This is a genomic window from Streptomyces sp. NPDC002018 (genome assembly GCF_042890865.1).
Classification (GTDB): Bacteria; Actinomycetota; Actinomycetes; order Streptomycetales; family Streptomycetaceae; genus Streptomyces.
In genome coordinates, this window is sequence record NZ_JBIASO010000007.1 from 127,352 (window position 1) to 152,146 (window position 24,795).

Below are 24,795 nucleotides of genomic sequence, written 5' to 3' on the forward strand. Positions count from 1 at the left end.
AGATGAAACCGAGACGGCTCACCCTCCGGTGACTGCACAGGAGGGGACGTCGCGACGGTGTCAGGCGTCGGCTGTGCGGCGGGGCGGGGTGGCCTGGTGGCGCAGTTCTTCGTTGATGCGCCGGGCTTCTTCGAGCTGGTCCTCAAGGATGACGATACGGCAGGCCGCCTCGACCGGGGTTCCCTGGTCGACGAGTTCGCGGGCGCGGGCGGCGATCTTCAACTGGTAGCGGGAGTAGCGGCGGTGTCCGCCCTCGGAGCGCAGCGGGGTGATGAGACGGGCTTCGCCGAGGGCGCGCAGGAAGGCGGGTGTGGTGCCAATTATTTCTGCGGCCCTTCCCATGGTGTAGGCGGGGTAATCGTCATCGTCGAGACGGCCGAACGAGTTTTCTGCGGTCATGTGCACCTCTGATCGGGGAACGCGTCGAGGGGCCCTGATGCCGTACAGCACCAGGGCCCCGAGGGATTTGAACACCATCTGCCGGCTTACTGCGGTGCCGGGCTTCTCTTTCCGCACTGTCGCCCGGGGGACGGGAGCGAGTGCGGGGATCGCGGATGCGTGACCGTGGGACCACCTTCCGTTCCGGGGCCTGCGGTACCCGGGCTGTTACGTCCTCACCCGGGCGATCCTGATGGCGTCTGCCTCCTTCTTCCTTCCTGCTGGTCGAACTGCTTGCTCCTGCGTGTCCTGCGTACTGCCGACGGCCTCCATCAGCCGCCCGGCCCGGCGGTCAGCGAGGGGACCCCGAGATCCTTCCGGCCCCACCACTCCACCGCCGTGCCACATCCTGCTTCGGTCCCGCATGTGCGGCAGTTCGTCTCTGCCGCACCTCATGGACTCCTTGGCTACATGGAAGACACTAACCCCGGTAAGCGCGGATGTCTACCGCCGCCGTGACAGATTTTCTATGAGGAGGAAGAGCGGGGTTCTGTTGTCCATCGGTCCGACTCCGCGTTCCGGACCTCCGGCACGTGAGCGCGGACCGCGTATCCCCCGGTGCCAGGCCGGAGGGATCCGTGACGGACACGCGCCGCGTTCGTTGACGTACGAGAGACCGGCCTTCACACCCGCGTCTCCGGGCGAGAATCAGCGATCCGTTCGGGAAACCGGCCGGGGCGTTGCCACGTCCCTTTGATGAGAGGGGAGTTGATGGCGTATGAACTGTCCGTCCTGCGGGGCGTCCGCCTCCCAGGCGCCCGACGGGTCCTGGTCCTGCTCCGCGCAGTGCGGATGGAGGACAGGGGTTGCCGCTGCCTGTACGGCGGTAGTCTCCGGCCATGAGCGCGTCGAGCGGACGGCCCCTGGAGGTCGAACCGGTGCCCACCCCGGCGTCTGACGGCGGCCCGCAGATCACCTACGCGGAGTGCCGGCGCTGCGGCACCCAGATCGCCGGGTTGGACGGCCGCTACAGCTGCGGCGTGTGCGGCTGGGTCAACCACCACTCCGAGGGCCACCGCGAGCTGCCCACCCCCGCGGACGATCCCGACGCCGCCAACCACCGGCAGAACCCGGTCGAGTGAGCGGACCCGCGCCCGCCGCGTGCCGCGATCGGCCCGTCACAGGTCGGCGCGGTACGCCTCCAGGCGATCGGCCAGTTCCTTCGGGTGGCCGAGCATGGGGCAGTGATCGCCGGGCATCTCGTCCGGCCGGAGACCAAGGCGCTCGGCGACCATCCCACGCATGAACTCAGGGGGGAAGAACCGGTCGTCGGACGACATCAGGAACCTGGTCGGTACGTCCGGCCAGGCGTCCAGCGGCCACGGCTCCCCGAAGGGGGTCGGTGCCTGGTTCCGCTGATGCTCCGCCACGAACGCGGCGGCCAGGTCGACCGGAGTGTCGTGCAGCACGAGGGAGAGTACGTCCTCCTCCGTGCCCTCTGCGACACCCCTACGACGGTCGGCCTCCTGCCGCGCCGGCCCGTAACCGGTGTTGTCCCACCACTGCCCCGGTGACTCCCCCGGTGCCGGGACCTGGGCCTGGAGCATCACGAGCAGATCCGCCGACACCCGCTCGCACACCAGGGGGCCGGTGAAACCTCCCATCGAGTGGGCGACGACAACAAGACCGGTGTGTCCGCCGATCGCCCGGACCACCGTGTCGGTGTACTCCGCGAGTCCGGCCGACGCGTCATCACACGGCAGGTCCGGTGCGACCACCTCGTGTCCGCGGTCGCGCAACTCGGCGGACAGCGGCCCCCAGTACCACGCGTCAACCGCCGCGGCATGGATCAATACGTACGTCGCCATGGGAACGGGATCCTCCACCGTCGGATCGAGCGACCGACTGGACATCACAAACGCGATCTGCCGATCAAGGTTATCGGGTGTGCCGAGGTTGTGTGCCGAGGTTGTCGGACTCGAAGATCATGAGCAGGCGGCGCCTGCTCACCTGCTCAGTCGACGGCTTGACCCCGGCGGGTGGCATCGATGGACCCGAGCAGGGCGAGAGCGTCGGCGCTGGGCGAGCCCGGCGGCGCGGTGGCGACGATGAGCTGCTGGCCAGGGGCGTCGCGGACGTCGAGGGTCTGGTATGAGAGACTGATCCGCCCGACATCGGGGTGGTCGATCACCTTGTAGGTGATGGTGAGGCCGGTGACCTCGTGGTCGTCCCACAGGGCGGCGAAGGACGGGCTCTCGCGGCGCAGGCGTTCGACGAGCGGTCCCACCTCGGGGTGCGCAGGGGTGTAGCCGGCGGCGAGACGGAGGGCGCTGACGGCGGCGCGGGCGACCACCTCCCACTCCACGAAGTACGCGCGGGCCGCGGGGTTCAGGAACAGATAGGGCATGGCGCCCGCGTCGAGTTGTTCGGGCCCGATGAGCGCGACGGCGGTGGCGTTGGTGGCGAGCACACGGAAAGCCGGGTTGACGACGTAGGCGGCGCCATGGGCGAAGCCGTCCATCAACTGGACCAGTTCGGGGCTGATCGTCTCACCGGTGGCCCTCGTCGACGGGGCGAGCCGGGCGAGGCGGTAGGCGTGGGCGCGGGCATCGGGGCTCAGCCGCAGCGCCGTACAGGTCGCGTCGATCACCTGGGCGGAGGGGGAGCGTTCACGTCCCTGTTCGAGGCGTGCGTAGTAGTCGGCGCTGACGCCCGCGAGTACGGCGACCTCCTCGCGGCGCAGGCCCTTGACGCGGCGGCTGCCGATGTCGGGCAGTCCGACATCGCGGGGCGAGACGCGCGCTCGCTGGGCGCGGAGGAACTCTCCGAGCGGGTTCTCGTGCGCGGGCATGGTTCTCACGCTACCTCGGGTCGGGGAACAGGTACGGATGTGCGGTCCCTCCGGCCACGGGCGGGGGGTACCAAAGGGCCTCCACGCGCGGGGCTTCCCCCGCGCGTGGGGCCCCACGAGGTCAGGCGAAGGCGGCCGGACGGATGATGATCTCGTTGACGTCGACCTCGGGGGGCTGCGCGATCGCGTAGGCGACACCGTCGGCGACGGCGGAGGCCGGAATGCCGTTGTCGTCCGTGAGGCCCTTCATATAGGCGCGCGTGTCCGCACCGGGGATGTGATCGGTGAGCTCGCTGGCCGTGAGGCCGGGGCTGATCACCGTCACCCGGAACCGGGTGCTCTCCTGGCGCAGGCCCTCGCTGATCGCGAGGACCGCGTGCTTGGTCGCCGAGTACACCGCCGAGGTGGGATCGACCTGGTGGCCGGAGACGGACGCGATGTTCACGATGTGGCCCGCCCGCTGCTCTTCCATGGCCGGCAGGACCGCGGCGATGCCATGGAGCACACCGCGCAGGTTCACGTCGATCATGCGGTTCCAGTCCTCCACGCGGAGCTCGGCGAGGTGGGAGTTCGGCATGATCCCCGCGTTGTTCACCAGAACGTCGATGCGGCCGAAGCGGTCGAGCGCGAGCCGTGCGAATCGCCGGACACTGGCCAGGTCGGTGACGTCGAGCTCGGTGAATGCCACCGTTCCGCCGGTGACGTGGATCTGCTCCGCGAGGACGGCCAGCCGGTCGGCGCGGCGGGCTCCGACGACAACGGTGTGGCCGTCGGCGGCCAGACGCCTCGCGGTGGCCTCGCCGATGCCGCTGCTGGCACCGGTGATAAGGACGATCTTGGAGTCGGTCACGTGGTCGTGTCTTCCTTTTCCGTGTTCACCATGTGGAATCGAGTGCACCGGCCGGCCTTGTCGAAGGCGAGCGTCCAGAGGTTGTCGAAATCGCCGAGCCGTGTGTAATGCCCCACTCCGTGGACGACAGCGGTGGCACCCTCGACGGAACGGATCTCCCACTCGAAGCTCCAGCCGCCCTGCTGCCACTCCCAGCGGTCGCGCCAGCCGGTCACGATCTCGTCGCGGCCGACCCAGCGCGTCGTATAGGGGGTCTCGTGGTACTCCGCGTCCTCGGCGAACAGCGCGGCGATGTCGGCGGGATCGTTCGTCCGCCAGGCGTGTACGTAACGCTCCACCCACGCGTCGACCGCTTCCCGGGCGATCTCGGGAGCGATGGTCTCTCTCTGCATGACGTCCAGTCTTCGCCGTACGAGGACGGCGGAGAAGGGTGTATGAGCCTGGGTGCGGCGCACCCACCCAGCACACGCCTGCGTGGAGTGCGTGTGCCCGCACCGGGCCGGCCGGTGCGTCGCCGCAGGTGGTGTGCGCGGTCCGTCATGTGCCCGTGGGGCAGGTCGAGCGTGGAGACTGCCGGAGATCTGCGTATAGAGTGATTAGTCTAGAATTTGCTAGCATGCGGGGGTGAAAGCGATGCTCGGCGCGACCCGGGAGTCGTTCCGGCCGCGAAACCCGGCTCCGGAATCGTTGGGAAGGTAACGCGATGGAAAGCAGCGCCGCTCCGCAGCGGCTGACCCGCAAGGGGCAGGCCACACGCAGCCGTATCGTGGCGGCCGCGGCGAAGCTGATGTTCGAGCGGGGCGTCGCGGGCACCACCACCGAGGACGTGGTGAAGGCCGCCGGGGTCACCAGCCCTTCGCAGCTCTACCACTACTTCGGTGACAAGCGGTCGCTCGTCCAGGCCGTCATCACCCATCAGACCGCGTATGTCCTCGACTTTCAGCGCCCGCTGCTGAGCCGGCTGGACACCTTCGAGGCGCTGGAAGCCTGGCGGGACGCCATCATCGAGGTCCAGCGCGCCGGCGACTGCCAGGGCGGCTGCCCGATCGGATCCCTGTCCGCCGAACTGTCCGACCACGACCCGCAGGCCCGTGCGGAGATCGTGGCCGGCTACAGCCAGTGGGAGGGCGCGATCCGTGACGGTCTCGTGGCCATGCGGGGCCGGGGGGAACTGCGTGAGGACGCCGACCCCGACTATCTGGCCCTGGCGCTGCTCACCGCGTTGCAGGGCGGTCTGCTGATGACGCAGGCCCGCCGCGACACCGTCGCTCTGGAAGCCGTCCTCAACGCGATGATCGACCGTATCCGCTGCCACGCCACCGCGTGATGCACCGGCCCGTCGCCACCTGACCGCCTTCGAAACCACCACCGACGCACCCTCCCCGCCCGCGAGCGGTCCAGCCACAACGCTGGACCGCTTTTGCTTTTTGCGTGCCTCGCCAGCCGTGGACCCGGCGCGGGATGGGGGCGGGATACGGCGCGGGATACGGGTGGCACACGGCGCGGGATACGACGTCAGGAGGGGCGCGTTTGACAGGGATACCCCGCCGCCACACTATAGAGTGAGCACTCTAAAACATGAGGCGGCCATCGCTCATGACCCCGTAAGGCGCAGGTCAGCGGCCCAGAACCGCTGACGAAGCGTCCGCGAGGTCATGCCTCGCGAGGACTGTGCGACCGGCAGCCGCCGCGTACGGCCGCCTGCCGCACGGCGTGCGGCAGGCGGCTTGGCGGGCCTCGACTACCCGAAGGAAGTCACACCATGGAACTGAAGGATCAGGTCGCACTCATCACCGGCGGGACGGCGGGAATCGGCCTGGAGGCCGCCCGGCTGTTCGTCCGCGAGGGAGCCACTGTGGTCATCTCGGGCCGCAACGCCGAGCGTGGCGCCGCCGCCGTCGCCGAGATCGGGGACGGCCCCGGCTCGGTGCGCTTCGTCGCCGCCGACCTGGGCGACCTGGAAGCGGTCGGCGCGCTGGCCGAGCAGGCGGGCCCGGTCGACATCCTGGTCAACAACGCCGCGGCGTTCCCGGTCGCCACGACCGTGGAGCAGAGCGTCGCCGCGTTCCAGCAGATGTTCGACACCAATGTGCGCGGCACGTTCTTCCTCACCGCTTCCCTGGCACCGGCGATGCTCGCCAAGGGCGCCGGCAGCATCGTCAACGTCACCACCATGGCCGCCTCCATGGGCGTGCCCGGAGCCTCCGGCTACAGCGCCACCAAAGCCGCGCTCGCCTCCTTCACCCGCACCTGGGCGGCCGAGTTCGGCCCGAGCGGTGTCCGCGTCAACAGCGTGGCCCCCGGCCCGACCATCACGGAAGGCGTGCTGGTCGAATGGGGCGACGGTGTGGCCGAACTCGGCAAGGGCCTCCCCCTGCGCCGTACCGCCGAACCCACCGAGATCGCCGAGGCCATCCTCTTCCTCGCTTCCCCCCGCTCCAGCTACGTCACCGGCTCCATCCTCGCGGTGGACGGCGGTGCCACCGCCATCTGACGTCCACGCCGGTGATCGGTGTCCCAACAGGTGGCGCGAGCAGGACACGGGCGGAGCGACTCCCGACGGGCCCGCGCGGCTCCGCCTGTCGGACGGCACGTCAAACCGCTCATACGGGGGAACCGGACGGCGGCGGTGCGACGTCCCCTGCGGTGTTCCTGTCGTCCTTTGCTGGAGGTGCACCGTATGGGGGGCGTTCTGGGCCTGCTCTTCGCCGCCGTACCCCTGATCGCGTGGGGGAAGATGGCGCGGACCCCGGGAGTCGGCTCCGCCGTCGGTGCCGCGTTGCTGGTCTGCGCCTGTCTGCTGATCGCCGTGCAGCATGGCCGGGTGTTCGCGTACAAGGCCGAAGCCCACGCCTTATACGCCGTCTTCGCGGCGCTGCTCATCGCCTTCGGGAGAAAGCTGGAGCGTGATCGCGAAGCGCCCGGGACCGCGGAAGGGAGTCGCCGATGGAACTGGGCCGTCGGCCTCCTGCGGCTCCATCTGGCATTCACCGTCTGCGGTTGTCTGCTCTATGCCCTGTTGCAGACCGAGGCGTCGATGCCCTCCTCCCGTGACATTCCTCCGCTGCCGGCCGGCCTCACGGTGCTCTCGCGGGGCGGCCACTGCGGTTCGTCGAGCTGCGCCCACTTGCTGAAAATCGGCAGTACGACGGGGCTTTCCCGCGATGAGATCCTTCGGAAACTCAACCGCCCCCACGAGACCTGCCGCCCCAACGGCTGGCTGCTGGACCGGCGCGACCTCTGCATCGGAGTCCAGGAGGTGTCGAATCAGTACGGCACGGTCGACGACCCGGGCGACCATGTCCGCCTCTATGTCAGCCTCAGCGGCCTGCTGGACTGACAGGCGCGTTCAGCGTCCGCCTGGGCCACGCGTCATATGAGCCATGCCTCACGCGGCAGCAGCCGGCCTCGTATCCGCTCGGGACCTCAGGCGGCCTGGGTGAGTTCGGCCCGGCCGAAGAGGAGTGCGTAGCCGGTGGGGAGCTGAGCGAGGATGCGGTCGAGCAGTCCGGGCCCTGCGAGGTGGGCGACGGTGGCGAGGACGGCCCCGGTGTCCCAGCGTGTCGTGGCGGGGGTGCGGCCCGTGCGGGCAGCGAGGTCTTTGACGAAGCCCCAGCCGGTGAGTGGTTCGGTGTCGGGGATCTGGGAGGTGAGGGCGAGGGCCGCCTCGGCGGGGAGACAGGCGGCGAGGTCGACTCGTTCCTCGCCGGTGAGCTGGCGGCCGAGGGCGGCCAGGACGGAGCGCGTGACGTCCTCGGCTCGTTCACGGGTGGGATACGCGCCGTCGTAACGGATCCGTTCCAGCATCTGGTCGAACGTCATGCCCGGTGCGACCGGGGCGGGCTGGGGCAGGGACAGCATCGGAGGAACGGTTGCCTTTCTCGGCCTGAGGCCTCTCGTGGGCGGACATGGAACTCGTGGACGGACAGGAAACGGGGGCGGGGACCCCGGCCTGCCCTGCTGAGCCTGCTGCCGAAGGCCGGGCCGGGTGACCTGCCGGGGGGACGGGTGACTTCTCTTGGGGTACCAGGTGTCCCCATTCCTGGGGTGCCAGGTGTCCCCGTCGCACGGCCACCACCGGCCCCTCGGGTGCCCCCTCGTGCTGACGTGGTACGACGTACGCAGGACGGGACCGGAAGGGAAACCGTTCCCGTCCTGCGCCGTCGGCACGGGTGAGTCGGGACTGCGTGCTCAGCCGCTGATCTGCCGGTGCCCGGACGTCCCGCCGATGGCGATCTTGCGGGGCTTGGCTCGCTCGGCGATCGGAATCCGCAGGGTCAGCACCCCGGCGTCGTAGTCGGCACTGATGCGCTCGGTGTCCAGGGTGTCGGCCAGGACCAGCTGCCGGGAGAAGACGCCCAGGGGCCGCTCGGAGAGTTCCATCTGCACGTCATCAGCCTTGGCGACCGGACGGCGCTCGGCCTTGACGGTCAGCATGTTCCGCTCGACGTCGATATCGATCGCTTCCTTCGCGACACCGGGCAGATCGAAGGCGATCACATACTCCTCGCCCTCGCGGTACGCGTCCATCGGCATCGCCGAGGGCCTGGACCACGTGCCCGTGGCTCCGGTCAACTGCTGGGCGATGCGGTCGAGCTCGCGGAACGGGTCGGTGCGCATCAACATCGCGAAACACCTCCAGAAGGTTCGGGCAGTAACTGCCAATGCGCTTCACCTGACACCGTTGTAGCATGTCATCCAAACGATGACAAGCGCGATGTCGTCAGAAGGGTGACATCCAGGGGAGGACGTCCATGACCGCAGCCGACCAGCCCAACGACCCCACGTCCTTCTTCGCCGCCGCGGCGGCGTTGAGCACGATCAGAGAGGCGGTGAGCACCGCGCAGAGCCCCCCGGCCGGAGAGCGTGCCCAACCCGGGCAAGCCAGCTCGGAACAGGCCCTGGCCGCCCTGCTCCTGCTGCGAGAACTGCGTGAGCAGCTCGCCGGATGGGAGCCGGGGCTGATCGAGACAGCCCGTGCGGCCGGCGCCAGTTGGGCCGAGCTCGCGCCGTCCCTCGGCGTCGCCAGCCGTCAGGCCGCCGAGCGCCGCTACCTGCGCGTACGCCCCGGAACCCCCGGCACCACCGGCGAACAGCGTGTCCAGGCGACCCGCGGCCGCCGCGCCGCCGACCGCAGCATCACCGCCTGGGCCCGCGACAACGCCGCCGATCTGCGCCAGATCGCCGGCCAGATCATCGCGCTCACCGACCTCCCCACCGCCGCCGACGGCCCCCTCGCCAGACTCGCCGAAGCCCTCGCCGACAACGATCCCGCCAACCTCGTCGGACCGCTGACCGACACCTACATCCATCTGCCGGCCCACCACACGGATCTCGCCGCCCGCGTCGCCACGATCGGCCGGCACACCGGCCGGCTCCGACAGAACAACGGCGACCACCACCTCCCCACCACCGCCGGCACCGACACCGACACCGACACGCGGCAGCCGCCCACGCCACCGCGATAAAGGGACACGGTCCACGGGCCGGGGGGGGGGGGGCGGGGGCCCCCCCCGGGCCCGCCCCCCCCCCCCCCCCCCCCCCCCCGCCCCGGGGCCCGGGGGGGGGGGGGGGGGGGCGGGCCCGGGGGGGGCCCCCGCCCCCCCCCCCCCGGCCCGGCCCGGCGGCCGGGGCCGCCGCACAGGGCGGTCACCACTGTGTGCGGGCGCCCGGCGCCCGGGAGTCTCACGGGCCCCGGGGCGCCGGGCCCCGGACCGGCCAGCAGTCCCCCGCAGCCCCGGTGGCCCCGGTGGCCCCGGTGGCCCCGGTCAGCCTGCCGTGATCTCCAGCGACAGGTCGTTGTCGACCGTGTAGTAGGGGCGCGCATGCAGGCCGTCGAGTGCCGTGGCCGGATACACGAAGACCTTCTTGCGGTCCGCGAGATCGTCCAGGAGCCGGGCCACCCGGACCCGAGGTGCGTCCGCGGAGGGGCGTACGAACACGTCCCACACCGCCGGGCCCGCGCTGCCGCCCGGCGCGCCCAGCAGGTCCCGGTAGCCGACGACGAAGGAGAAGGCGTGCTCGCCCTCGGCGGTCAGCTCCGCCTCCCGTACGGTGCCGCCCTTCCCCCGGCGGCGCAGCAGTGCCGCCGCTCCGGTGTCCAGTCCGGCGCCGAAGAGCCGGCCCCGTACCGTCATCCCGCCGTCGGCGACCCGGATACGGTCCACTTCCGCGTGCGTGGGATGCAGCCAGGCGCGTACGGCGAAGTAGCCGTCCAGGGTGGCGTACGGGATGCGGACCGCCAGGGGCGAGGCAGTCCGGTCGGGAGCGCGATCCGTCAGCAGGGCCCGCAGGTCACGGACGCCGGACAGGAGCCGCCGGCGCGGTTCGCCGGGCGCGGGAAGGACGTAGGCGTCCCACCGGCCCTCCGCGAAGGCGGGCGCCGGGTCGATGGTCGCCTGCCAGCGGTCCTGGCCGGGCGCCGGTTCCAGGTCGAACACGCGCCTGACCTCTTCGGGCCGCCCCTTCGGCGGGCGCAGGCGCAGCAGCAGTCGGGGCCGGAAGGCCGCAGCCGGGGCGGAGGCTGTCGCCGTGGCCGGGGCGGCCGGGGCGGTCAGCCGTATGACGATCCGGTTCTCCCCGTCCACCGTGCAGTCGGCGCGAGGGCGCGGTCCCTCGGTGGGGGATCCGCCTTCCTCACGTGGACTCCCGTCCTTGGCACTCCGGCCCTCGGCGCTCCCGTCCTGGGCGCTCCGGTCCTCGGCGCTCTTGTCCTCGGCGCTCTTGTCCTCGGTGCTCTCGCCCGGCGCGTTCTCCTCGCGCGCGTTTCCGTCGCGGACGCTTCCTTCGCTGACGCTTGCGTCGCGGTCCGGGCTCATCGCTTCGCCTTCCGTACGGTCTTGAGGAGGGTGCTGGCCGCCGAGTAGGCGGCGTCGCGGGCCGCGTAGCCGCCGGTCACCAAGGCGCGGTCGATGCCGGTGGTGCGCGCGGCGGCCGGCCGTCCGGCCGCCCTCGCCGACGTCAGCGCGTCGAACAGTTCCTCGGCCTGTGCCACGACCGGCCCGGGGGCGTACCGCTCGGAGTTCTTCAGTGCCGTGCGCCCCATCCGGCGGCGCTTGTCGTCGTCGCGTACGAGGTCGAGGAGGGCGGCCGAAAGGGCCTCGCGGTCGCCGACGGGCACCAGCCTGCCGTCCGCGCCGTCCGCGATGATCTCGGCCGGGCCGTGCGGGCAGTCGGTGCTGACCACCGGGAGACCGCAGCGCATCGCCTCGACGATCGTCATGCCGAAGGGTTCGAAGTTCGATGTCGCGGCGGCGATCGAGCCCTTGGCCCACTCCGCCTCCATCGGCGTCGCGGCGCCCATCAGGAAAACGTTGTCGTACAGGCCGAGTTCCTCGATGAGCCGTCTCAGCCGGTCGTGTTCCTCGCCCTTGCCGTAGACGCGTAACTGCCAGTCGGGACGCTCGGCCACCACGGCCGCGAACGCCTCTATGAGCAGGTCGTACCGCTTCACGGGGACCAGCCGGCCCGCTGCCACCACGACGGGGGCGGTGCCGTCCGAGGGCGGGAGCGACGGGTCGGGGACACTGTTGGGCAGCGCTTCCACACGGACGCCCGGCAGCCGCATCTTCTTGCGGTACGCGGCGGCGTCGGCGTGGGTGACGGTGGTCAGGGCGTCCAGGCGCGGATAGACCCGGCGCAGTACGCGGCGCAGTCTCGGCGGGTGGTTGTCCAGGGTGAGGTGTTCCTGGCCCACCCGTACCGTCCGGGCCGGGGCCTGGAGGGCGATGTGCACATTGAGGCCCGGCCGCGTGCCCACCACGACATCGGCGTCCGTGGCCCCCAGGAACTCCCCGATCCGCTGATCGGTGAGCTCGCTGTACTGCCCGTAGCGGTACTCGTACGAGGGGAACACCTTCGCCGGGTTCAGATGCAGCGGGTGTTTCTTCTCCTGTCGCATATCCATGAGCGGACGCAGCCGTATTCGCGGGTCCGGAGTCAGGTTGGGGCTCTCGCGGTGCCGGAATACCGAGACGATTTCCACCTCATGCCGCTCGGCCAGCGCACCGGCCAAGTTGTACGTCGTGGTGATGGTCCCCCCTATCCCATAGGCGTTGTGAATGAGGAAAGAAATCTTCATGCAGCTACGGACACAGTTGTTCACCTGGACGTTGCACTCGTTATGCGGTTGTGAGGCAACCGCGTCGTTCCCGTGTCCGACGGCCCCCCGTGTCCGACGGTCCCCCCGCGCCCGTCGTCCCTGCGTCGCGAGGCGCGGGGGTGGGCGCGGTGCACACAATGAGTCCTGGTGCACACAATGAGTCCTATGGACATACCGAACCGGAGCCCTGCCGGCGACGGCATCGGCATGCGGCTCATCGGGGGACCGACCGCGATGATCGAGTACCTGGGTCTGCGGCTGCTCACCGACCCCGCCTTCGACGCCCCCGGTCCGATCGCCAGCGGGAACCGCACCCTCGTGAAGACGGCCGGGCCCGCCGTCCCGGTGGAGGAGATCGGTGCAGTGGACGCGGTACTCCTCTCGCACGACCATCACGCCGACAATCTCGACCGGGCGGGCCGCGCACTGCTGGCCCATGTGCCGCTCACCCTGACCACGCCCGTGGGCGCCGAACGGCTGGGAGGTACCGCCTCGGGGATGCCGGTCTGGCAGCACGCGGACCTGGACGCCCCCGGCGGGCGCGGCGTGCGGGTGACCGCGGTACCGGCGCAGCACGGCCCGGACGGCACCGACCACATCACGGGACCCGTCACCGGGTTCGTGCTCACGGCGGACGACGCCCCGACGGTGTACGTCAGCGGCGACAACGCCTCCCTCGACGTGGTGAAGCAGGTCGCGGACCGGTTCGCACCGGTCGATGTCGCGGTCCTGTTCGCGGGCGCGGCCCGTACCCCCCTGGTCGACGGCTACCTGACGCTGACCGCCGAGCAGGCCGCCGAAGCCGCCCGGCTCCTTCGGGCCCGCACCGTGGTTCCCGTGCACGCCGAGGGCTGGCAGCACTTCACCGAAGGCCCCGACGACCTGCGCGCCGCGTTCGCCCGCCAGGGACTGGACACACTGCTCGTCCTCGCACCCGGCGAATCGGCCACTCTGTGACACCCCACGCGCCCCGCCGAGCCACCTTCGACTCGGCGACGGCAACAGGGCGTGCGTGCGGGGGACTTATGCCGGGGCGGTCGTCGGGTCGGCGCGCCAAGATAGGCCGTGTCGTTCTGTCCCCTACGCGCCCCTGGTGCGGGGCGCCCCGGAGGTTTGGACCATGCAGTACACCCGTGCCCGGCGCGCCGTTCTCGGTGCGCTTGCCACGCTCTCCCTCGTCCCGCTCATGGCCTGCGGCCAGGGCGACTCCTCGGACTCGTCGTCTCCGTCAGCCGTGACAACGACGCCGCGTGCGAGTGCGAGTGAGACCGCGGCTACGGGGCCGAATGCGACCGCCGAGCCGTTCGCCCGTGCGTTCAAGGAACTTGAGCGCTCGTTCGACGCGCGGCTGGGTGTCTACGCCGTCGACACCGGCACCGGGCGGGAGGTGGCCCACAACGACGGCGAGCGGTTTGCCTACGCGTCCACGTTCAAGGCGCTGGCCGCCGGTGCCGTGCTGCGAAAGTACTCCCCGCGCGGAATGGACCGGGTGATCAGGTACTCCAGGGACGATCTGATCGCCCACTCCCCCGTGACCGGGAAGCACGTCGAGACCGGGATGAGCCTGAGTGAACTGTGTGAGGCCGCCGTCCGCTTCAGCGACAACACCGCGGCCAATCTGCTCTTCGACACGCTCGGCGGGCCCAGGGGCCTGGACACCGTACTGGAGGAGATCGGCGACGACGTGACCCGGATGGAGCGCCGCGAGCCCGAATTGAGCCGATGGGCGCCGGGCACCACGCGGGATACGAGTACGCCGCGGGCGATGGCCGAGGATCTGCGCGCGTTCGTGCTCGGGGACATCCTCGGCAAGGAGGAACGCGCGCGGCTCACGAAGTGGCTGCGGACGAACACCACCGGGGCCGAACTCATCAGGGCCGGGGTGCCCACGGGCTGGGTCGTCGGCGACAAGACCGGAACCGGCAGCGCTTACGGCGCCCGCAACGACATCGCCGTGGTGTGGCCGCCCGACAACGCCCCCATCGTTATGGCGATCATGTCGAACCGCAGCCGGAAAGAGGCCGACTACGACAACAGACTGATCGCGGAAGCGGCTTCCGTGGTCGCCGGCACACTGTCGTAGCCCGGGATCACATCACGTACGCGACTGTCAGTCGGACCGCTTCGACTGCGGCTCCTGCGGATCCACTCCGGTGTAGGCGGACGCGTCCTTCGTGCCGGTGGGACGCCTCGCGCGGCCCTTGCGGCCGGTGTCGTGCATCCCCTGGCCCTTCGAATCCTTCCCCTGGTCCTCGCCGCGCCGGGAGCGGCTCTCGACGGGGGAACCGACCGTCGAAGCCTTCTTGTCCGCCTCAGTGGCCCCGCTCTTCTCAGTGGCACCGCTCTTCGCGTCCGGCTCGGGGGCGTGCTTGTCCGGGTGGAAGGAACGGTGGGCACTGGGATTGGCCTGCTGGGTGGTCTCGTCCACGTCCGGCGCCCACCCGTGCTGTTCACGTCCCTCGAATCGGCTCGGGCCTTCTCCCTGCTGGCGCTTCTTCGACATGAGAGAGCCTCCCTCTCCTTAGCTCACGTGCTTCATGGGCCGCACACACACGTCCATTCTACGCAAAACACCTAAACGGGGGATTCACACACCCGGCCCGGTTCGCCCGGTGCCGGCATGTCGTCCGGCGCATCCTTCAAGGGGCCGGTTCCGCCGCGCGGGGGCGCCGAGGGGTTCAGCCCTCCGCGCGTGCCACCCGGTCGACGATGGCGTGGGCGGTGTGTGCGGCCCGCTCCTCGGCCTCCGCGAGGTCGTCCCGCCCGGCCGGAAGCATGTTCTGCCGCAGCCGGAAGCATGTTCTGCCGCAGAAAGAGGGCGGACCCGTGCGCGGCCGCGGCCACCCGCACCAGCAGGTCGAAGGCCGCCGCCGGTTCGGCGGCGATACGGCGGGCGACGGGCATGAGGTGGGGGCGGAGACGCTCACTCCGGCCCGTCGGCATGCCTCGGCGAGTGTGAAGCCGTGCGGTCCGCGTTCCGTGACCAGGACAAGCCCGGCCTGCTCAAGAGCGTTGCGCAGATCTCCGTGACACCTGCCCGCAGGGCGTCGTTTGACTGCCACGGGCATCTAGGTTAACACTATTAACCACGGCATGGTGAATGGCATTCACCATGCACGGGCCACACACCGGGCACCCGCACCAGCCCTGCGCCCGGTACGCCCAGCACGCCCCGCCCCACACCCCACCAGCACCCCCAGCACCCCCAGCACACCGGAGGAACCATGGCCCGCCAGCAGCGATGGACAGCCGAGCACGTCCCCGACCAGCACGGCCGAACAGCCGTGATCACCGGCGCCAACACCGGGATCGGCCTCGAAACCGCCAAGGTGCTCGCCGCTCACGGCGCGTCCGTGGTGCTCGCCGTACGCGACACGGCCAAAGGCGATCAGGCCGCGGCCGAGATCACCGCCGCCGTACCGGACGCCGACGTGACGGTGTGCCGCCTCGATCTCGGTTCGCTCGACTCCGTCCGCGCGGCCGCCGACGAACTGCGTACGACCCGGCCCGGCATCGACCTGCTGATCAACAACGCCGGTCTGATGTACACCCCGCGCCTGAGCACCGCCGACGGCTTCGAGCTGCAGTTCGGCGTCAATCACCTCGGCCACTTCGCGCTCACCGGGCTGCTGCTCGACCTGCTGCTGAAGGTGCCCGGTTCCCGCGTGGTCACCGTCAGCAGTGCGGGCCACCGGATGGGCGGACCGATGGACCTCGACGACCTCGGCTGGGAGACACGCGAGTACAACCGCACCGCCGCCTACGGGCACTCCAAACTGGCCAACCTGATGTTCACCTACGAGCTCCAGCGCCGGCTGACCGCTCACGGCGGCGGCACCGTCGCCACCGCCGCGCACCCCGGCGGCTCCGACACCGGGGGCTCCAGGACGGCGATGTCCCACTCCTCCGCGATCACCCGGGCGGCGTTCGCGCTCGTCGTCCGGCCGCTTCTGCTGCAGTCACCGCGGATGGGTGCGCTGCCCACCCTGCGCGCCGCTACGGATCCCGCCGTCCGCGGCGGCGAGTACTACGGCCCGAACGGTTTCCAGCAGAGCAAGGGACACCCGACGGTGGTCGAGTCCAGCGCGCAGTCGTACGACACGGCCGCCCAGCACCGCCTGTGGACGCTCTCGGAGGAACTGACCGGCGTCAGCTTCCCGGTCTGACCGTCCCGGGCAGGTCCCTCCGGCAGGTCCCCGGGCAGGTCTCCCGGTCGGCTCCGAGGAGGGCGCGGGTCTTGTCCTTCATCTCCGCCACCATCTCCTCCATGGGTTCAGGTGGCGTCGTGGAAGACGAGGCCGAGGGTGTGGCGCCTGCCCGAGCGCACGGCGGACACTCCGTGCCGTACGGGGGCGGCGGACCAGCCGCGCTTCGACATGACCGGCCGGTCACGGGTGGTGAAGACGAGCCCGTGTCCCTGGGGAATGAGGGTGGCGGTGGCGCGTGACTGCGCCCGGGGGCGCTGCTCGACCAGGAGGAACTCACCGCCGTTGTGGTCCTCGCCGGGGGCGTTGAGGTTGATGACGACCTGGAGCGGAAAGACCTTGTCCCCGAAGAGATCACGGTGCAGGGCGTTCCAGCCGCCCGTCTCGTAGCGCAACAGGATCGGTGAGGGCCGTTCCTGTCCGGCGGAGTGGCAGATCTCCAGCCACTCCTCCAGGGAGTCCGGCCACTCGGCGTCGCGGCCGAGCTTGGCGTACCAGTCGCGGGCGATGGGCAGCAGCCGCGGATACAGCTCTTCGCGCAGCCGCCGCACCGCCTCGGGGAAGGGCCGGTCGAAGTAGCGGTACTCCCCCTCGCCGAAGCGATGGCGCCGCATGTCGATCGTGGCCCGGAAGAGATCGGACCGCTCGTACAGCTCGGCGAGCTCCGCGCATTCGGCGGGGGTCAGCAGCTCCGGCAGGAGCGCGCACCCGTAGTCGTTGATCTCGTCAGTGACCGTGAGCCAGTCTGCGGCGCCGGTGCGTCGGGCAAAGGTGTCCTGTGTCTTCGTTGAGGTGGTCATGCTGCTGTCTCCAGGGTGAGAAGGACGTGCTTGGCGTCCTTGCCCCCGACGTACTGTCCTGCGGTGCCGTCGGAGCGCACCACCCGGTGGCAGGGCACGACGAGGGGAAGGGGGTTGGTGGCGCAGGCGGTACCGACGGCGCGGACCGCCCGGGGGCTGCCGGAGGCGACGGCGACCTGGGCGTAGCTCTCGGTGTGCCCGTAGCCGATCCGGGTGAGGTGGCTCAGGACATCGCGTCGAAAGCCCTTGCTCAGGCGCCAGTCCAGTGGGAGGTCGAACTGTTCGCGCCGGCCGGCGAAGTACTCGTCGATCTGCCTGGTCGCTTCGTCGAGCCGTGCGGGGGCCAGGAGGATGCGCGGGCTGAGGGTGTCGGAGAGCTGCTGGAGCACCGCTGTGTGGTCCTGGACCGCGTAGGCGACTTTGACGAGCCCCTGCTCGGTGGCGGCCAGCAGGAGGGAGCCGACCGGTGTGTCCACGGTGCGGTAGGCGACATCGAGGACCCCCTCCTGGCCCGCCTTCGAGGCCAATGCCGCGAGCAGTCTCGCCATGGCGTCGTTGTCGTACCGGGGCAGCGCCGCGAACATGCGCTCGTTCTCGAAATCTGGTGTGTTCGTCACCTTCGGCCCGCTCCCATCTGGTCGGTATCTCTTGGATATGTGCTGCGCAGGGTCTTGATTCCGTCGGCCGCCGCCCGGCGCGCGGCGTCGGTGCTGCCGCCGGTGAGGGCGGCGATCTCCTTGTAGGGCAGTCCGGCCAGGTAGTGGTACGCGACCGACTGCCGCTGCCGGTCGGGGAGTTCTCTGAGGGCCCGCCACAGGTCCCCGTCCCAGTCCTGCGGCCGGCCGGTGCGGCTCGGGTGCTCGGGCAGTTCCTCGACAGGGAGGGGACGCCGGGCATTGGTCCGGGTGACGTCGATCGCCTTGCGGTGGGCGACGGTCACCAGCCATGCCTCGACATTCGCCTCGTCCGGCAGGTCGGGGTAGGCCTTCATCGCCGAGAGGAACGTCTCCGACCAGGCGTCGTCCGCGTCGTCCGGGCCGAGGACGGCCCGGACGACGCGGAGCACCATGGGCCCGTGGTCGGTCACGATCTGCTGGAAGGGTGGCTTGGTCACATCTGGTAAACGACCCGGAGGTACCGAACGTGAGACCGGCACCTCAGAAAAGCCGATCGGCCTTGCCCCGGGCCGGCTGTTCCAGCTCCAGCAGATGCCGCTTGCGGTCGAGCCCGCCGGCGTAGCCAACCAGCTTGCCGTCGGCCCCTATCACGCGGTGGCAGGGGATGAGGACGCACAGTGGATTGCGGCCGTTGGCGGCGCCCACCGCCTGAGCGAGGGACGGATCCCCCAACTGGCGGGCGAGATCGCCGTAGGACCGTGTCCGACCATAGGGAATCCGCTTGAGCAGGTCCCACACCTGCTGATGAAACTCGTCACCGGCCGGAGCCAGGGGCAGGTCGAAGGCGCGCCGCTCTCCGGTGAAGTACTGGTCGAGCTGTCGCCGGGTCTCCTCGAAACCCTCGTCGCTCCGTGTGCCCAGCTCTTCTGCCGCGGGGCGCCGGCGGTGGGACTCGAAGTACAGCCCCGTCAGGGCGCCGTCCTCGGCAACCACGGTGAGCCCGCCGAGCGGCGAGTCGATGACCGTATGCGTCCGGTGAGTCCTCCGGGCGCTCTGGGTCCTCTGGGTCCTCTTGGTCCCCTGGGTCCCCTGGGTCCCCTGGGTCCCCTGGATGGTCTGAGCCCTCTGGTTGCTCTGGCTGCTCATCGAATTGGTTCCTCTCCTGAATCCGCTGTCCGAACGAATCGGTGCTCACAGGCCGTAGACGCGCCAGCGGCACACAACGTGAGATCGACGCGAAAACGGATGCGTGGCGATCCGAACGCGGATTCCGCGGAACAGGAACGCGCGGAACAGGAACTCAAACGAGAGGCCCTAGCGTCTGGAGAGAGGCAGCCGGACGGCCGGCGGAAGCGGCGTCAGGACGGGGATCGCCTGGAACGACTGGATCATCAGGGCCGCGAAGCGGCGCGACGCCGCCACCCTCAGCTCGGGTGACTCGGCGCGGATGCCTTCGTTCGCCATCAGCGCCAGACTGATGTCCTCCAGCACGAAATCCGCCCGCAGGGGGCCCGCTTCCTTCGCGCGCCGCACCAGTTCGAGCAGCAGACGCAGCGTGCGATCGCGGTCCGCGGCGAAGTCGACCGCCTGGGGAAGCTGCGAGGTGAACGCGCGGGCGAAGCCCCGGTCGAGGGCATGCACCTCCATGAGCTTCTCGATCACCAGGCAGAACCCCCTCCACGGGTCGCTCGCCGCCAGCCCCTCCTCCACGACCGCCGAGCAAGAGGCCATCTGCTCTGCAAAGGCCTCGGCCAGCAGCGCTTCCTTGGTCTGGAAGTGCCTGTAGACGGTCGCGACACCGACCTCGGCACGCCGGGCGATCTCCCGGATCGGTACGTCGAGGCCTTCGGCGGCGAAGGCCGCGCGAGCGACCACGAGGATGCGCTCGCGGTTGTCACGGGCGTCCGAGCGGAGCTTCGCTACCACTTGAGTCGTCACCGCTCTCACTTTAGCCAAACGGACGGGGTGCTCCGTTACGGTCGGCGCATGAGAGCGATTCAATTCACCGAGTACGGCCCGCCCGGCGTGGTACACGTCGCCGAGGTGCCGGCGCCGCACGCCGGACCGGGCGAGATCCGCATCGCCGTACGGGCCTCCGGGGTCTCGCCCGGGGAGATCCGCATCCGCTCCGGGGAGCTGCGTGACGTGGTGCCCTTGACGTTCCCGTATCGGACCGGATTCGACGCCGCGGGCGTGGTGGACGAGGTCGGCGCCGGTGTCATGGGTGTGGGCATCGGCGACGAGGTGTTCGGCATGACCCATTCGGCCGCGCGCGGCGCCAATGCCGACTTCGCGGTCCTGGCCGCCTGGGCGCCCAAACCGGCCGGGTGGAGCTGGGAGGAAGCGGGCGGCGCCGCGGGAGGCGTCGAGACGGCCGCCCGGGTCCTCGACCTGCTCGCGGTCGGCGCCGGGCACACCGTGCTCGTACAGGGCGCGGCCGGTGGGGTGGGCACGGTCGCCGTCCAGCTCGCGGTCGCGCGCGGCGCCACCGTCATCGGTACGGCGAGCGAGCACAACCACGACTTCCTGCGTTCTCTCGGCGCGGAGCCGACAACGTACGGGACGGGGCTCGTCGAGCGGATCCGCGCGCTGGCGCCGGCGGGGGTGGACGCGGTGTTCGACTGTGCGGGAGGGGCGCTGCCGGACCTCGTCGCCATCGCCGGGGACCCGGCGCGCGTCGTGACGATCGCCGACGTCACCGCGGCGGCCCACGGCGTGCACATGTCGCACGGAGCGCCGGCCGACGACACGGGCGCGGCCGTGGGAGCCGCCGACCCGCTGGCGTTGCACGGTCTCACGATCGCGGTCACGCTCGCCGGCGAGGGCCGGTTGCGGGTCCCGGTCGCGGCGGCGTTCCCGCTCTCCGAGGCCGCGGCCGCGCACGAACTGAGCGAGAGCCGCCACGCCCGCGGAAAGATCGTGCTGGTGAACTGAGGCGATCGGAAGCCCGTGGCCGGTCACGACGATCGGTCACGGGCCCGACGCCGTTCAGCGGCCGGAACTGTACGACCGGCTGCTGTCGCCGCTGACCTGACCGAACCGAAGTGATCTACGGCGGCAACGTGAGGTTCGTCCACCCCGCCCGGAGATCCGCAGAGCCAGTAAACTGAGGCGGTGCACAGAGTTATCCGGGACGCTGTCCGGGACTATTTCCTCGGGGACAATGCAACTGGAGGAATGTATGTCTACGGCTACCCCGACCCGTGAACGGCCGGCCACTCATTTCCGCAGCGAGAACATCGACGGAGTGAACGTCTTCTACCGTGAGGCCGGTCCCGAGGACGCGCCCGTCGTGCTTCTGCTGCACGGTTTCCCCACGTCGTCGCGTATGTATCGAAATCTGATTCCGCACCTGTCGGACCGCTATCACGCTATCGCGCCGGACTATCCGGGCTTCGGACACAGCGACGTACCCGACCGGGAGAAATTCACCTACGATTTCGACCACATAGCCGACATCATCGACAAGCTGCTGGACCGCCTGGACATAAGGGAGTTCACGCCCTACATGATGGACTTCGGCGGCTCCATCGGCTGGCGTCTCGCCGTCAAACACCCCGAGAGGATCAGCGCCGTCGTCCTCCAGAACGCGCCGCTGTATCCGGAGGGCGGCGACGACGGATTCTGGAAGGACCTCATTCCCTACTGGGGCGACGGATCCGACGAGCACCGGGATACCGCCCGGTCCTATGTGACGCCGGAATGCACCAGGGACCAGTACCTCGACGGAACACACGACGCCTCTCTGATCGACCCTGACTGCTGGCTGATCGACCAGGCGCTGCTCGACCGCCCGGGGGTCGACGAGATCATGCTGGATCTCCTGTACGACATCTCGAAGCAGGAGACCGTATTCGGCGCGGCGAAGGAGTTCCTCCGCAAGGAACAGCCGCCGGCCCTGATCGCTACCGGCGCCAACGACGGGGTGTTCCCGGAGTCCGCCATGCGGCACTTCCTCGACGACCTCCCCGATGCCGAGTTCCACGCCCTCGACACCGGCCACTTCGCGCTGGAGGAGAAGGCGGCGGAGATCGGGAGTCTGATGCGGTCCTTCCTCGATCGGACCTTCACGGACGCACGGCCCCGGCGACTCAGGAAGTGACCACGCAGCCGGTTCGCCCGCGCCGGTCCGGGCTCGACGCCGTGGAACCGCTCCGGTTCGGCGAAGGCCGCGGCGGTTGCCATGCGGATGTCGGTGACCGCGAGGAGGGGGGGTGGTTGCTGTGCGCGGTTGCAGTGGGCGGCGCCACGATCAGAGCCCGGGGCCGTACCCAGGGGCAGGGTGCTGACGGGGTGTCCACCACTCGGTGAGTCCCCACACCCCGAGCGCGAGCGCGGCCACGGCCGCGGGTGCCGCGACCCAGGGGCGGCGCGCCCACCTCGTGGTCAGTGTCCAGGCGACGAGCGGAACCAGAGCGCCCCCGAGCAGGATGAGCGGCAGATCGACGAAGACCACACTCAGATCACGGGCCTCGCCCTCGAATCCGCCGTCCATGCTGAACGCGGCCCGCGGTGCCCAGACGAGCGCCCCGGTCGCCGCGCCGAGGCCGGCGAAGAAGCGTGCGGCGGCGCCCCAGGTCTTCGGATGGGCACGCGTGGCCCATTCCATGATTCTTTCGCTCATGCCTGCGAGAGACGCGGGGTCACGGCGAGCGGTTCCGGCGGAACCGCTCCGCGCGCAGCATGTGGTGTGGCGGCCGCCGCCCGGTCGTGGCGACCGGGCGGCAACGCGCCGGTAACGCCCGGCTATCGGGCTACGTGGACGGATGCCGACGTGGCCGACCGGAACGAGTCGGTGGCACGGAAGTGGGCGCGGAAGTAGCCCGTACGGCGGTGGGTGACATCTGCCGAGAAGGCGTTCCCGCTGCCGGACCAGATGGCCTCCGTGGCAGCCACCTCGGTCCAGTGCCTGCCGTCGGAGGAGAACTGGACCCGTATGTCGATGAACGCGGGCGTCCAGCCGTCGGGGAAGTCGATGGATCCCCGCACGTGCACCTGCTCGGCCGAGGTGCGGGTGGCCTCGAACTCGGTGAACCGTGAGGCCCGCAGGACGTTGATCTCGGCGCTCCGCGCGGAGGCCGCGGCGATGAACGGGTCCTCGCTGTAGGACGTGAGCAGGAAGTGGCCTCCCTGATAGGGAGTGTGGGTAAGGCTGATCGTGCCGTCATCCGCGGTGGTGAAATAGCCGACTGTCTCGGATTGGCTCCCCGGCGGCGGGACGAACAGGACGCCACCCTCCTGACCGGCGAAAGGCACCCAGCCCTCCTCGGTGCTGCGCTCCAGCTTCGCCGTGACGGTCACCTGCCCGCCGTAGTCGACGCTGCGGGAGGTGGTTCGTACGCCGCTCCAGCGGGTGGCCACCTGTTGGACGGAGATCTGCGTGGCCGGGGACTCGCCGAAGAGGACGTACGGGAGCTCGTTGGAGTGGCGATAGACGGCCTGCACCGGTGCGGCGTTGCTCAGACGTACCGAGGCCGAGAAACGCCCCTGTGCGTCGGTCCGGGCGGAGGCACTGGTCCAGTAGTCCACGTCGATGTCCACCAGGCGGTCCGCCAGGGGCTTCAGCTCGCGAGTCCCCGGCCACCGCCCCTTCAGCACGCCCTCGACGACGACGTCGGGATGATCGATGTCGATCTCCGTGCGGTCCGTACGGAAGTCTTCGAACTGCGCGACCACGTAATAGGCGAGGGACCCCGCCGAGTTGCTGGTGGTGTGGTCACCGTCCGCGTCCGTGGCCTCGATGTGGACCGTATAGCTGCCGAGAGCGTCGAGCTTCAGTGGCTCCTTCGTACGCCAGACGCCGTCCTCGGCGGTTCCGGAGAAGCGCGCGAAGCTGTCATCGCCCACGACGGCGACTTCCTGCTGCGTGGCGCTGGAGACGATATGGGCCTTGATCTCGGTGATGGCGCTGTCGGATCTGAGGCCGACGGCCAGGGTCCCGAGGTCGTCCGAGACGCTGCTCGCCCACCGCACTTCGGGAGCCTGTCCCGGTGCGGCCTGCGCGGCGTGTGCGGCGGTGGTGCCGGTCAGCAGGAGCACGGCGGCTCCCGCGACGGCCCGGACCGCGCGTGATCTGATCATTGGTATCCCCCCGGAGACGCGTGAATGAGAGCCTGGCCGGCAGAGCGAGCCGGTCGCTGGTGCAACTCCCTTGGCTGAAGACGTTGTATCTCATGGCACTGACATCGCGCCTCGAAATAGCCGCCGAGTTCGGGTCCCGGTGCGCGATCCCGCGCCCATGAGGGCGGTTGACTGTCCGGCGCGGCATCCACACGGTCGCCGTGAAGGCGCCGCTGTCCTTGCGGGCCGCCGCCACCTCAGGCCGGAACCTGGTCCGGAAATGCGGGCCGCTGCGGTCGATGATTCGGCTCAGAGAGCCGCGGTCCGGGGGCCGGTCGCCACGGCGGGGGCGGCGGCGGTGGTGGGCGGGGGGACGGTGGGGGACGCTGTCAGTGGCTTGGCGTAGCAGCGGCTGAGTTCGTCGAAGCGGTAGAGGCCGAACTTGGCGCAGGGTTCGTAGCCGCTGGAGGTGTAGAGGGAGATCGCCTCCGGCTGTTTCGTACCGGTCTCCAGGACCATGCGGGTGCGGCCCGCGGCGCGGGCGTCGTCCTCCAGGGCGGACAGCACCAGCCGGGACAGGCCACGGCCGCGCGCCTCCGGGATCACATACATCCGCTTGATCTCCGCGTCACCGTCCGCGTATCCGTGATCGTTCTCGTCTTGGCTGCGCCAGCCGCCGGTGGCGACCGGGGTGCCCTGGTCGTCGTAGACGATCAGGTACAGGCCCCGCGGGGGTTCGAACATGGCCGGGTCGAGTGGCGTGAGGTCCCCTTCGTCGTCGTAGCGCTCCGCGTACTCGAGCTGTACGCGATCGTTGAGCTTGACGGCGTCGGGGTGGCCGAAGGAGACCGGGTGAATATTCATGCGTCTGATCGTACTTCCATGCGATAGAAGACGGTGAGCGATTTTATCGCCGTCTGCCGGCGCCTCCGC

The 24,795-nt window shown here is 70.1% G+C and carries 28 protein-coding genes; 10 read left to right on the plus strand and 18 right to left on the minus strand.

What is annotated here, in order from left to right:
• Positions 1–60: 60 nt before the first annotated feature.
• Positions 61–399, minus strand: coding sequence for a MerR family transcriptional regulator (locus ACFYYH_RS13610; protein ID WP_388549897.1), 339 nt, complete (start codon positions 397–399; stop codon positions 61–63).
• A gap of 878 nt (positions 400–1,277) precedes the next feature.
• On the opposite strand from ACFYYH_RS13610, the gene ACFYYH_RS13615 reads away from it, so the two are divergent.
• Positions 1,278–1,520, plus strand: a complete 243-nt coding sequence (locus ACFYYH_RS13615) for a hypothetical protein (RefSeq protein ID WP_388549899.1) — start codon at positions 1,278–1,280, stop codon at positions 1,518–1,520.
• Between the two features lie 36 nt (positions 1,521–1,556).
• Here ACFYYH_RS13615 and ACFYYH_RS13620 read toward each other — a convergent pair whose 3' ends face one another.
• The 4 genes from ACFYYH_RS13620 to ACFYYH_RS13635 all read right to left on the minus strand — a co-directional run bounded on the left by ACFYYH_RS13620 (position 1,557) and on the right by ACFYYH_RS13635 (position 4,471).
• Complete coding sequence (locus ACFYYH_RS13620; RefSeq protein ID WP_388549902.1) at positions 1,557–2,246, minus strand: alpha/beta fold hydrolase; 690 nt, start codon at positions 2,244–2,246, stop codon at positions 1,557–1,559.
• Between the two features lie 146 nt (positions 2,247–2,392).
• On the minus strand, positions 2,393–3,229 hold the full coding sequence (locus ACFYYH_RS13625) for a helix-turn-helix transcriptional regulator (protein WP_388549905.1): 837 nt from the start codon (positions 3,227–3,229) through the stop codon (positions 2,393–2,395).
• A gap of 121 nt (positions 3,230–3,350) precedes the next feature.
• Positions 3,351–4,079 carry an SDR family oxidoreductase gene (locus ACFYYH_RS13630; RefSeq protein ID WP_388549908.1) on the minus strand — a complete coding sequence of 243 codons (729 nt, stop codon included), beginning with the start codon at positions 4,077–4,079 and terminating at the stop codon, positions 3,351–3,353.
• Positions 4,076–4,471, minus strand: a complete 396-nt coding sequence (locus ACFYYH_RS13635; RefSeq protein ID WP_388549911.1) for a nuclear transport factor 2 family protein — start codon at positions 4,469–4,471, stop codon at positions 4,076–4,078. The genes ACFYYH_RS13630 and ACFYYH_RS13635 overlap by 4 nt, the downstream gene beginning before the upstream one ends.
• 311 nt (positions 4,472–4,782) lie before the next feature.
• On the opposite strand from ACFYYH_RS13635, the gene ACFYYH_RS13640 reads away from it, so the two are divergent.
• From ACFYYH_RS13640 to ACFYYH_RS13650, 3 genes are all read left to right on the plus strand, one after another.
• On the plus strand, positions 4,783–5,406 hold the full coding sequence (locus ACFYYH_RS13640; protein WP_388549914.1) for a TetR/AcrR family transcriptional regulator: 624 nt from the start codon (positions 4,783–4,785) through the stop codon (positions 5,404–5,406).
• Positions 5,407–5,841: 435 nt separating this feature from the next.
• Entirely contained in the window at positions 5,842–6,573 is a 732-nt protein-coding gene (locus ACFYYH_RS13645; protein ID WP_388549917.1) for an SDR family NAD(P)-dependent oxidoreductase, read from the plus strand.
• Between the two features lie 186 nt (positions 6,574–6,759).
• Positions 6,760–7,419, plus strand: coding sequence for an MFS transporter (locus ACFYYH_RS13650; RefSeq protein WP_388549919.1), 660 nt, complete (start codon positions 6,760–6,762; stop codon positions 7,417–7,419).
• Positions 7,420–7,505: 86 nt separating this feature from the next.
• Here the strand turns inward: ACFYYH_RS13650 and ACFYYH_RS13655 are convergent, their stop codons facing one another.
• Both ACFYYH_RS13655 and ACFYYH_RS13660 read right to left on the minus strand, forming a co-directional pair.
• The gene (locus ACFYYH_RS13655; RefSeq protein WP_388549922.1) at positions 7,506–7,940 is read right to left on the minus strand and encodes a DUF2267 domain-containing protein; all 435 of its coding nucleotides are present in this window, start codon (positions 7,938–7,940) and stop codon (positions 7,506–7,508) included.
• A gap of 330 nt (positions 7,941–8,270) precedes the next feature.
• Positions 8,271–8,705, minus strand: a complete 435-nt coding sequence (locus tag ACFYYH_RS13660; protein WP_388549925.1) for an Hsp20/alpha crystallin family protein — start codon at positions 8,703–8,705, stop codon at positions 8,271–8,273.
• Positions 8,706–8,833: 128 nt separating this feature from the next.
• Between ACFYYH_RS13660 and ACFYYH_RS13665 the strand changes: the two genes are divergently transcribed.
• Complete coding sequence (locus ACFYYH_RS13665; protein WP_388549928.1) at positions 8,834–9,547, plus strand: type III effector protein; 714 nt, start codon at positions 8,834–8,836, stop codon at positions 9,545–9,547.
• Between the two features lie 300 nt (positions 9,548–9,847).
• Here the strand turns inward: ACFYYH_RS13665 and ACFYYH_RS13670 are convergent, their stop codons facing one another.
• Positions 9,848–10,897: a hypothetical protein gene (locus ACFYYH_RS13670; RefSeq protein WP_388549931.1), complete on the minus strand. Its 1,050-nt coding sequence runs from the start codon at positions 10,895–10,897 to the stop codon at positions 9,848–9,850.
• Positions 10,894–12,159, minus strand: coding sequence for a glycosyltransferase family 4 protein (locus tag ACFYYH_RS13675; protein WP_388549933.1), 1,266 nt, complete (start codon positions 12,157–12,159; stop codon positions 10,894–10,896). Before ACFYYH_RS13675 ends, ACFYYH_RS13670 begins: the two co-directional genes overlap by 4 nt.
• A 186-nt stretch (positions 12,160–12,345) precedes the next feature.
• Between ACFYYH_RS13675 and ACFYYH_RS13680 the strand changes: the two genes are divergently transcribed.
• Entirely contained in the window at positions 12,346–13,137 is a 792-nt protein-coding gene (locus ACFYYH_RS13680) for an MBL fold metallo-hydrolase (protein WP_388549936.1), read from the plus strand.
• A 163-nt stretch (positions 13,138–13,300) separates the two neighbouring features.
• On the plus strand, positions 13,301–14,263 hold the full coding sequence (gene bla, locus ACFYYH_RS13685) for a class A beta-lactamase (RefSeq protein WP_388549938.1): 963 nt from the start codon (positions 13,301–13,303) through the stop codon (positions 14,261–14,263).
• Positions 14,264–14,290: 27 nt separating this feature from the next.
• Here the strand turns inward: bla and ACFYYH_RS13690 are convergent, their stop codons facing one another.
• The gene (locus ACFYYH_RS13690; RefSeq protein ID WP_388549941.1) at positions 14,291–14,683 is read right to left on the minus strand and encodes a hypothetical protein; all 393 of its coding nucleotides are present in this window, start codon (positions 14,681–14,683) and stop codon (positions 14,291–14,293) included.
• Positions 14,684–15,404: 721 nt separating this feature from the next.
• Between ACFYYH_RS13690 and ACFYYH_RS13695 the strand changes: the two genes are divergently transcribed.
• Entirely contained in the window at positions 15,405–16,346 is a 942-nt protein-coding gene (locus tag ACFYYH_RS13695) for an SDR family NAD(P)-dependent oxidoreductase (RefSeq protein WP_388549944.1), read from the plus strand.
• A 107-nt stretch (positions 16,347–16,453) separates the two neighbouring features.
• On the opposite strand, the gene ACFYYH_RS13700 is transcribed toward ACFYYH_RS13695, so the two are convergent.
• The 5 genes from ACFYYH_RS13700 to ACFYYH_RS13720 form a co-directional block, all read right to left on the minus strand.
• Positions 16,454–17,185, minus strand: coding sequence for a 2OG-Fe(II) oxygenase (locus tag ACFYYH_RS13700; protein WP_388549946.1), 732 nt, complete (start codon positions 17,183–17,185; stop codon positions 16,454–16,456).
• Positions 17,182–17,802, minus strand: a complete 621-nt coding sequence (locus tag ACFYYH_RS13705; protein ID WP_388549949.1) for a methylated-DNA--[protein]-cysteine S-methyltransferase — start codon at positions 17,800–17,802, stop codon at positions 17,182–17,184. The genes ACFYYH_RS13700 and ACFYYH_RS13705 overlap by 4 nt, the downstream gene beginning before the upstream one ends.
• Positions 17,799–18,299, minus strand: a complete 501-nt coding sequence (locus tag ACFYYH_RS13710) for an RNA polymerase sigma factor (RefSeq protein ID WP_388549950.1) — start codon at positions 18,297–18,299, stop codon at positions 17,799–17,801. The genes ACFYYH_RS13705 and ACFYYH_RS13710 overlap by 4 nt, the downstream gene beginning before the upstream one ends.
• Positions 18,300–18,342: 43 nt before the next feature.
• Complete coding sequence (locus ACFYYH_RS13715; RefSeq protein WP_388549953.1) at positions 18,343–18,948, minus strand: methylated-DNA--[protein]-cysteine S-methyltransferase; 606 nt, start codon at positions 18,946–18,948, stop codon at positions 18,343–18,345.
• Between the two features lie 168 nt (positions 18,949–19,116).
• The gene (locus tag ACFYYH_RS13720; RefSeq protein WP_388549955.1) at positions 19,117–19,740 is read right to left on the minus strand and encodes a TetR/AcrR family transcriptional regulator; all 624 of its coding nucleotides are present in this window, start codon (positions 19,738–19,740) and stop codon (positions 19,117–19,119) included.
• A 48-nt stretch (positions 19,741–19,788) separates the two neighbouring features.
• On the opposite strand from ACFYYH_RS13720, the gene ACFYYH_RS13725 reads away from it, so the two are divergent.
• Positions 19,789–20,736 (plus strand): NADP-dependent oxidoreductase, encoded by a 948-nt coding sequence (locus ACFYYH_RS13725; RefSeq protein WP_388549956.1) that lies wholly within the window; start codon positions 19,789–19,791, stop codon positions 20,734–20,736.
• 247 nt (positions 20,737–20,983) lie between these two features.
• On the plus strand, positions 20,984–21,904 hold the full coding sequence (locus ACFYYH_RS13730; RefSeq protein WP_388549959.1) for an alpha/beta fold hydrolase: 921 nt from the start codon (positions 20,984–20,986) through the stop codon (positions 21,902–21,904).
• Between the two features lie 150 nt (positions 21,905–22,054).
• Here ACFYYH_RS13730 and ACFYYH_RS13735 read toward each other — a convergent pair whose 3' ends face one another.
• The 3 genes from ACFYYH_RS13735 to ACFYYH_RS13745 all read right to left on the minus strand — a co-directional run bounded on the left by ACFYYH_RS13735 (position 22,055) and on the right by ACFYYH_RS13745 (position 24,726).
• Positions 22,055–22,426 (minus strand): hypothetical protein, encoded by a 372-nt coding sequence (locus ACFYYH_RS13735; protein WP_388549961.1) that lies wholly within the window; start codon positions 22,424–22,426, stop codon positions 22,055–22,057.
• 122 nt (positions 22,427–22,548) lie between these two features.
• Positions 22,549–23,883 carry a hypothetical protein gene (locus tag ACFYYH_RS13740; RefSeq protein ID WP_388549963.1) on the minus strand — a complete coding sequence of 445 codons (1,335 nt, stop codon included), beginning with the start codon at positions 23,881–23,883 and terminating at the stop codon, positions 22,549–22,551.
• Between the two features lie 288 nt (positions 23,884–24,171).
• Positions 24,172–24,726: a GNAT family N-acetyltransferase gene (locus ACFYYH_RS13745; RefSeq protein ID WP_388549965.1), complete on the minus strand. Its 555-nt coding sequence runs from the start codon at positions 24,724–24,726 to the stop codon at positions 24,172–24,174.
• Positions 24,727–24,795 lie beyond the last annotated feature (69 nt).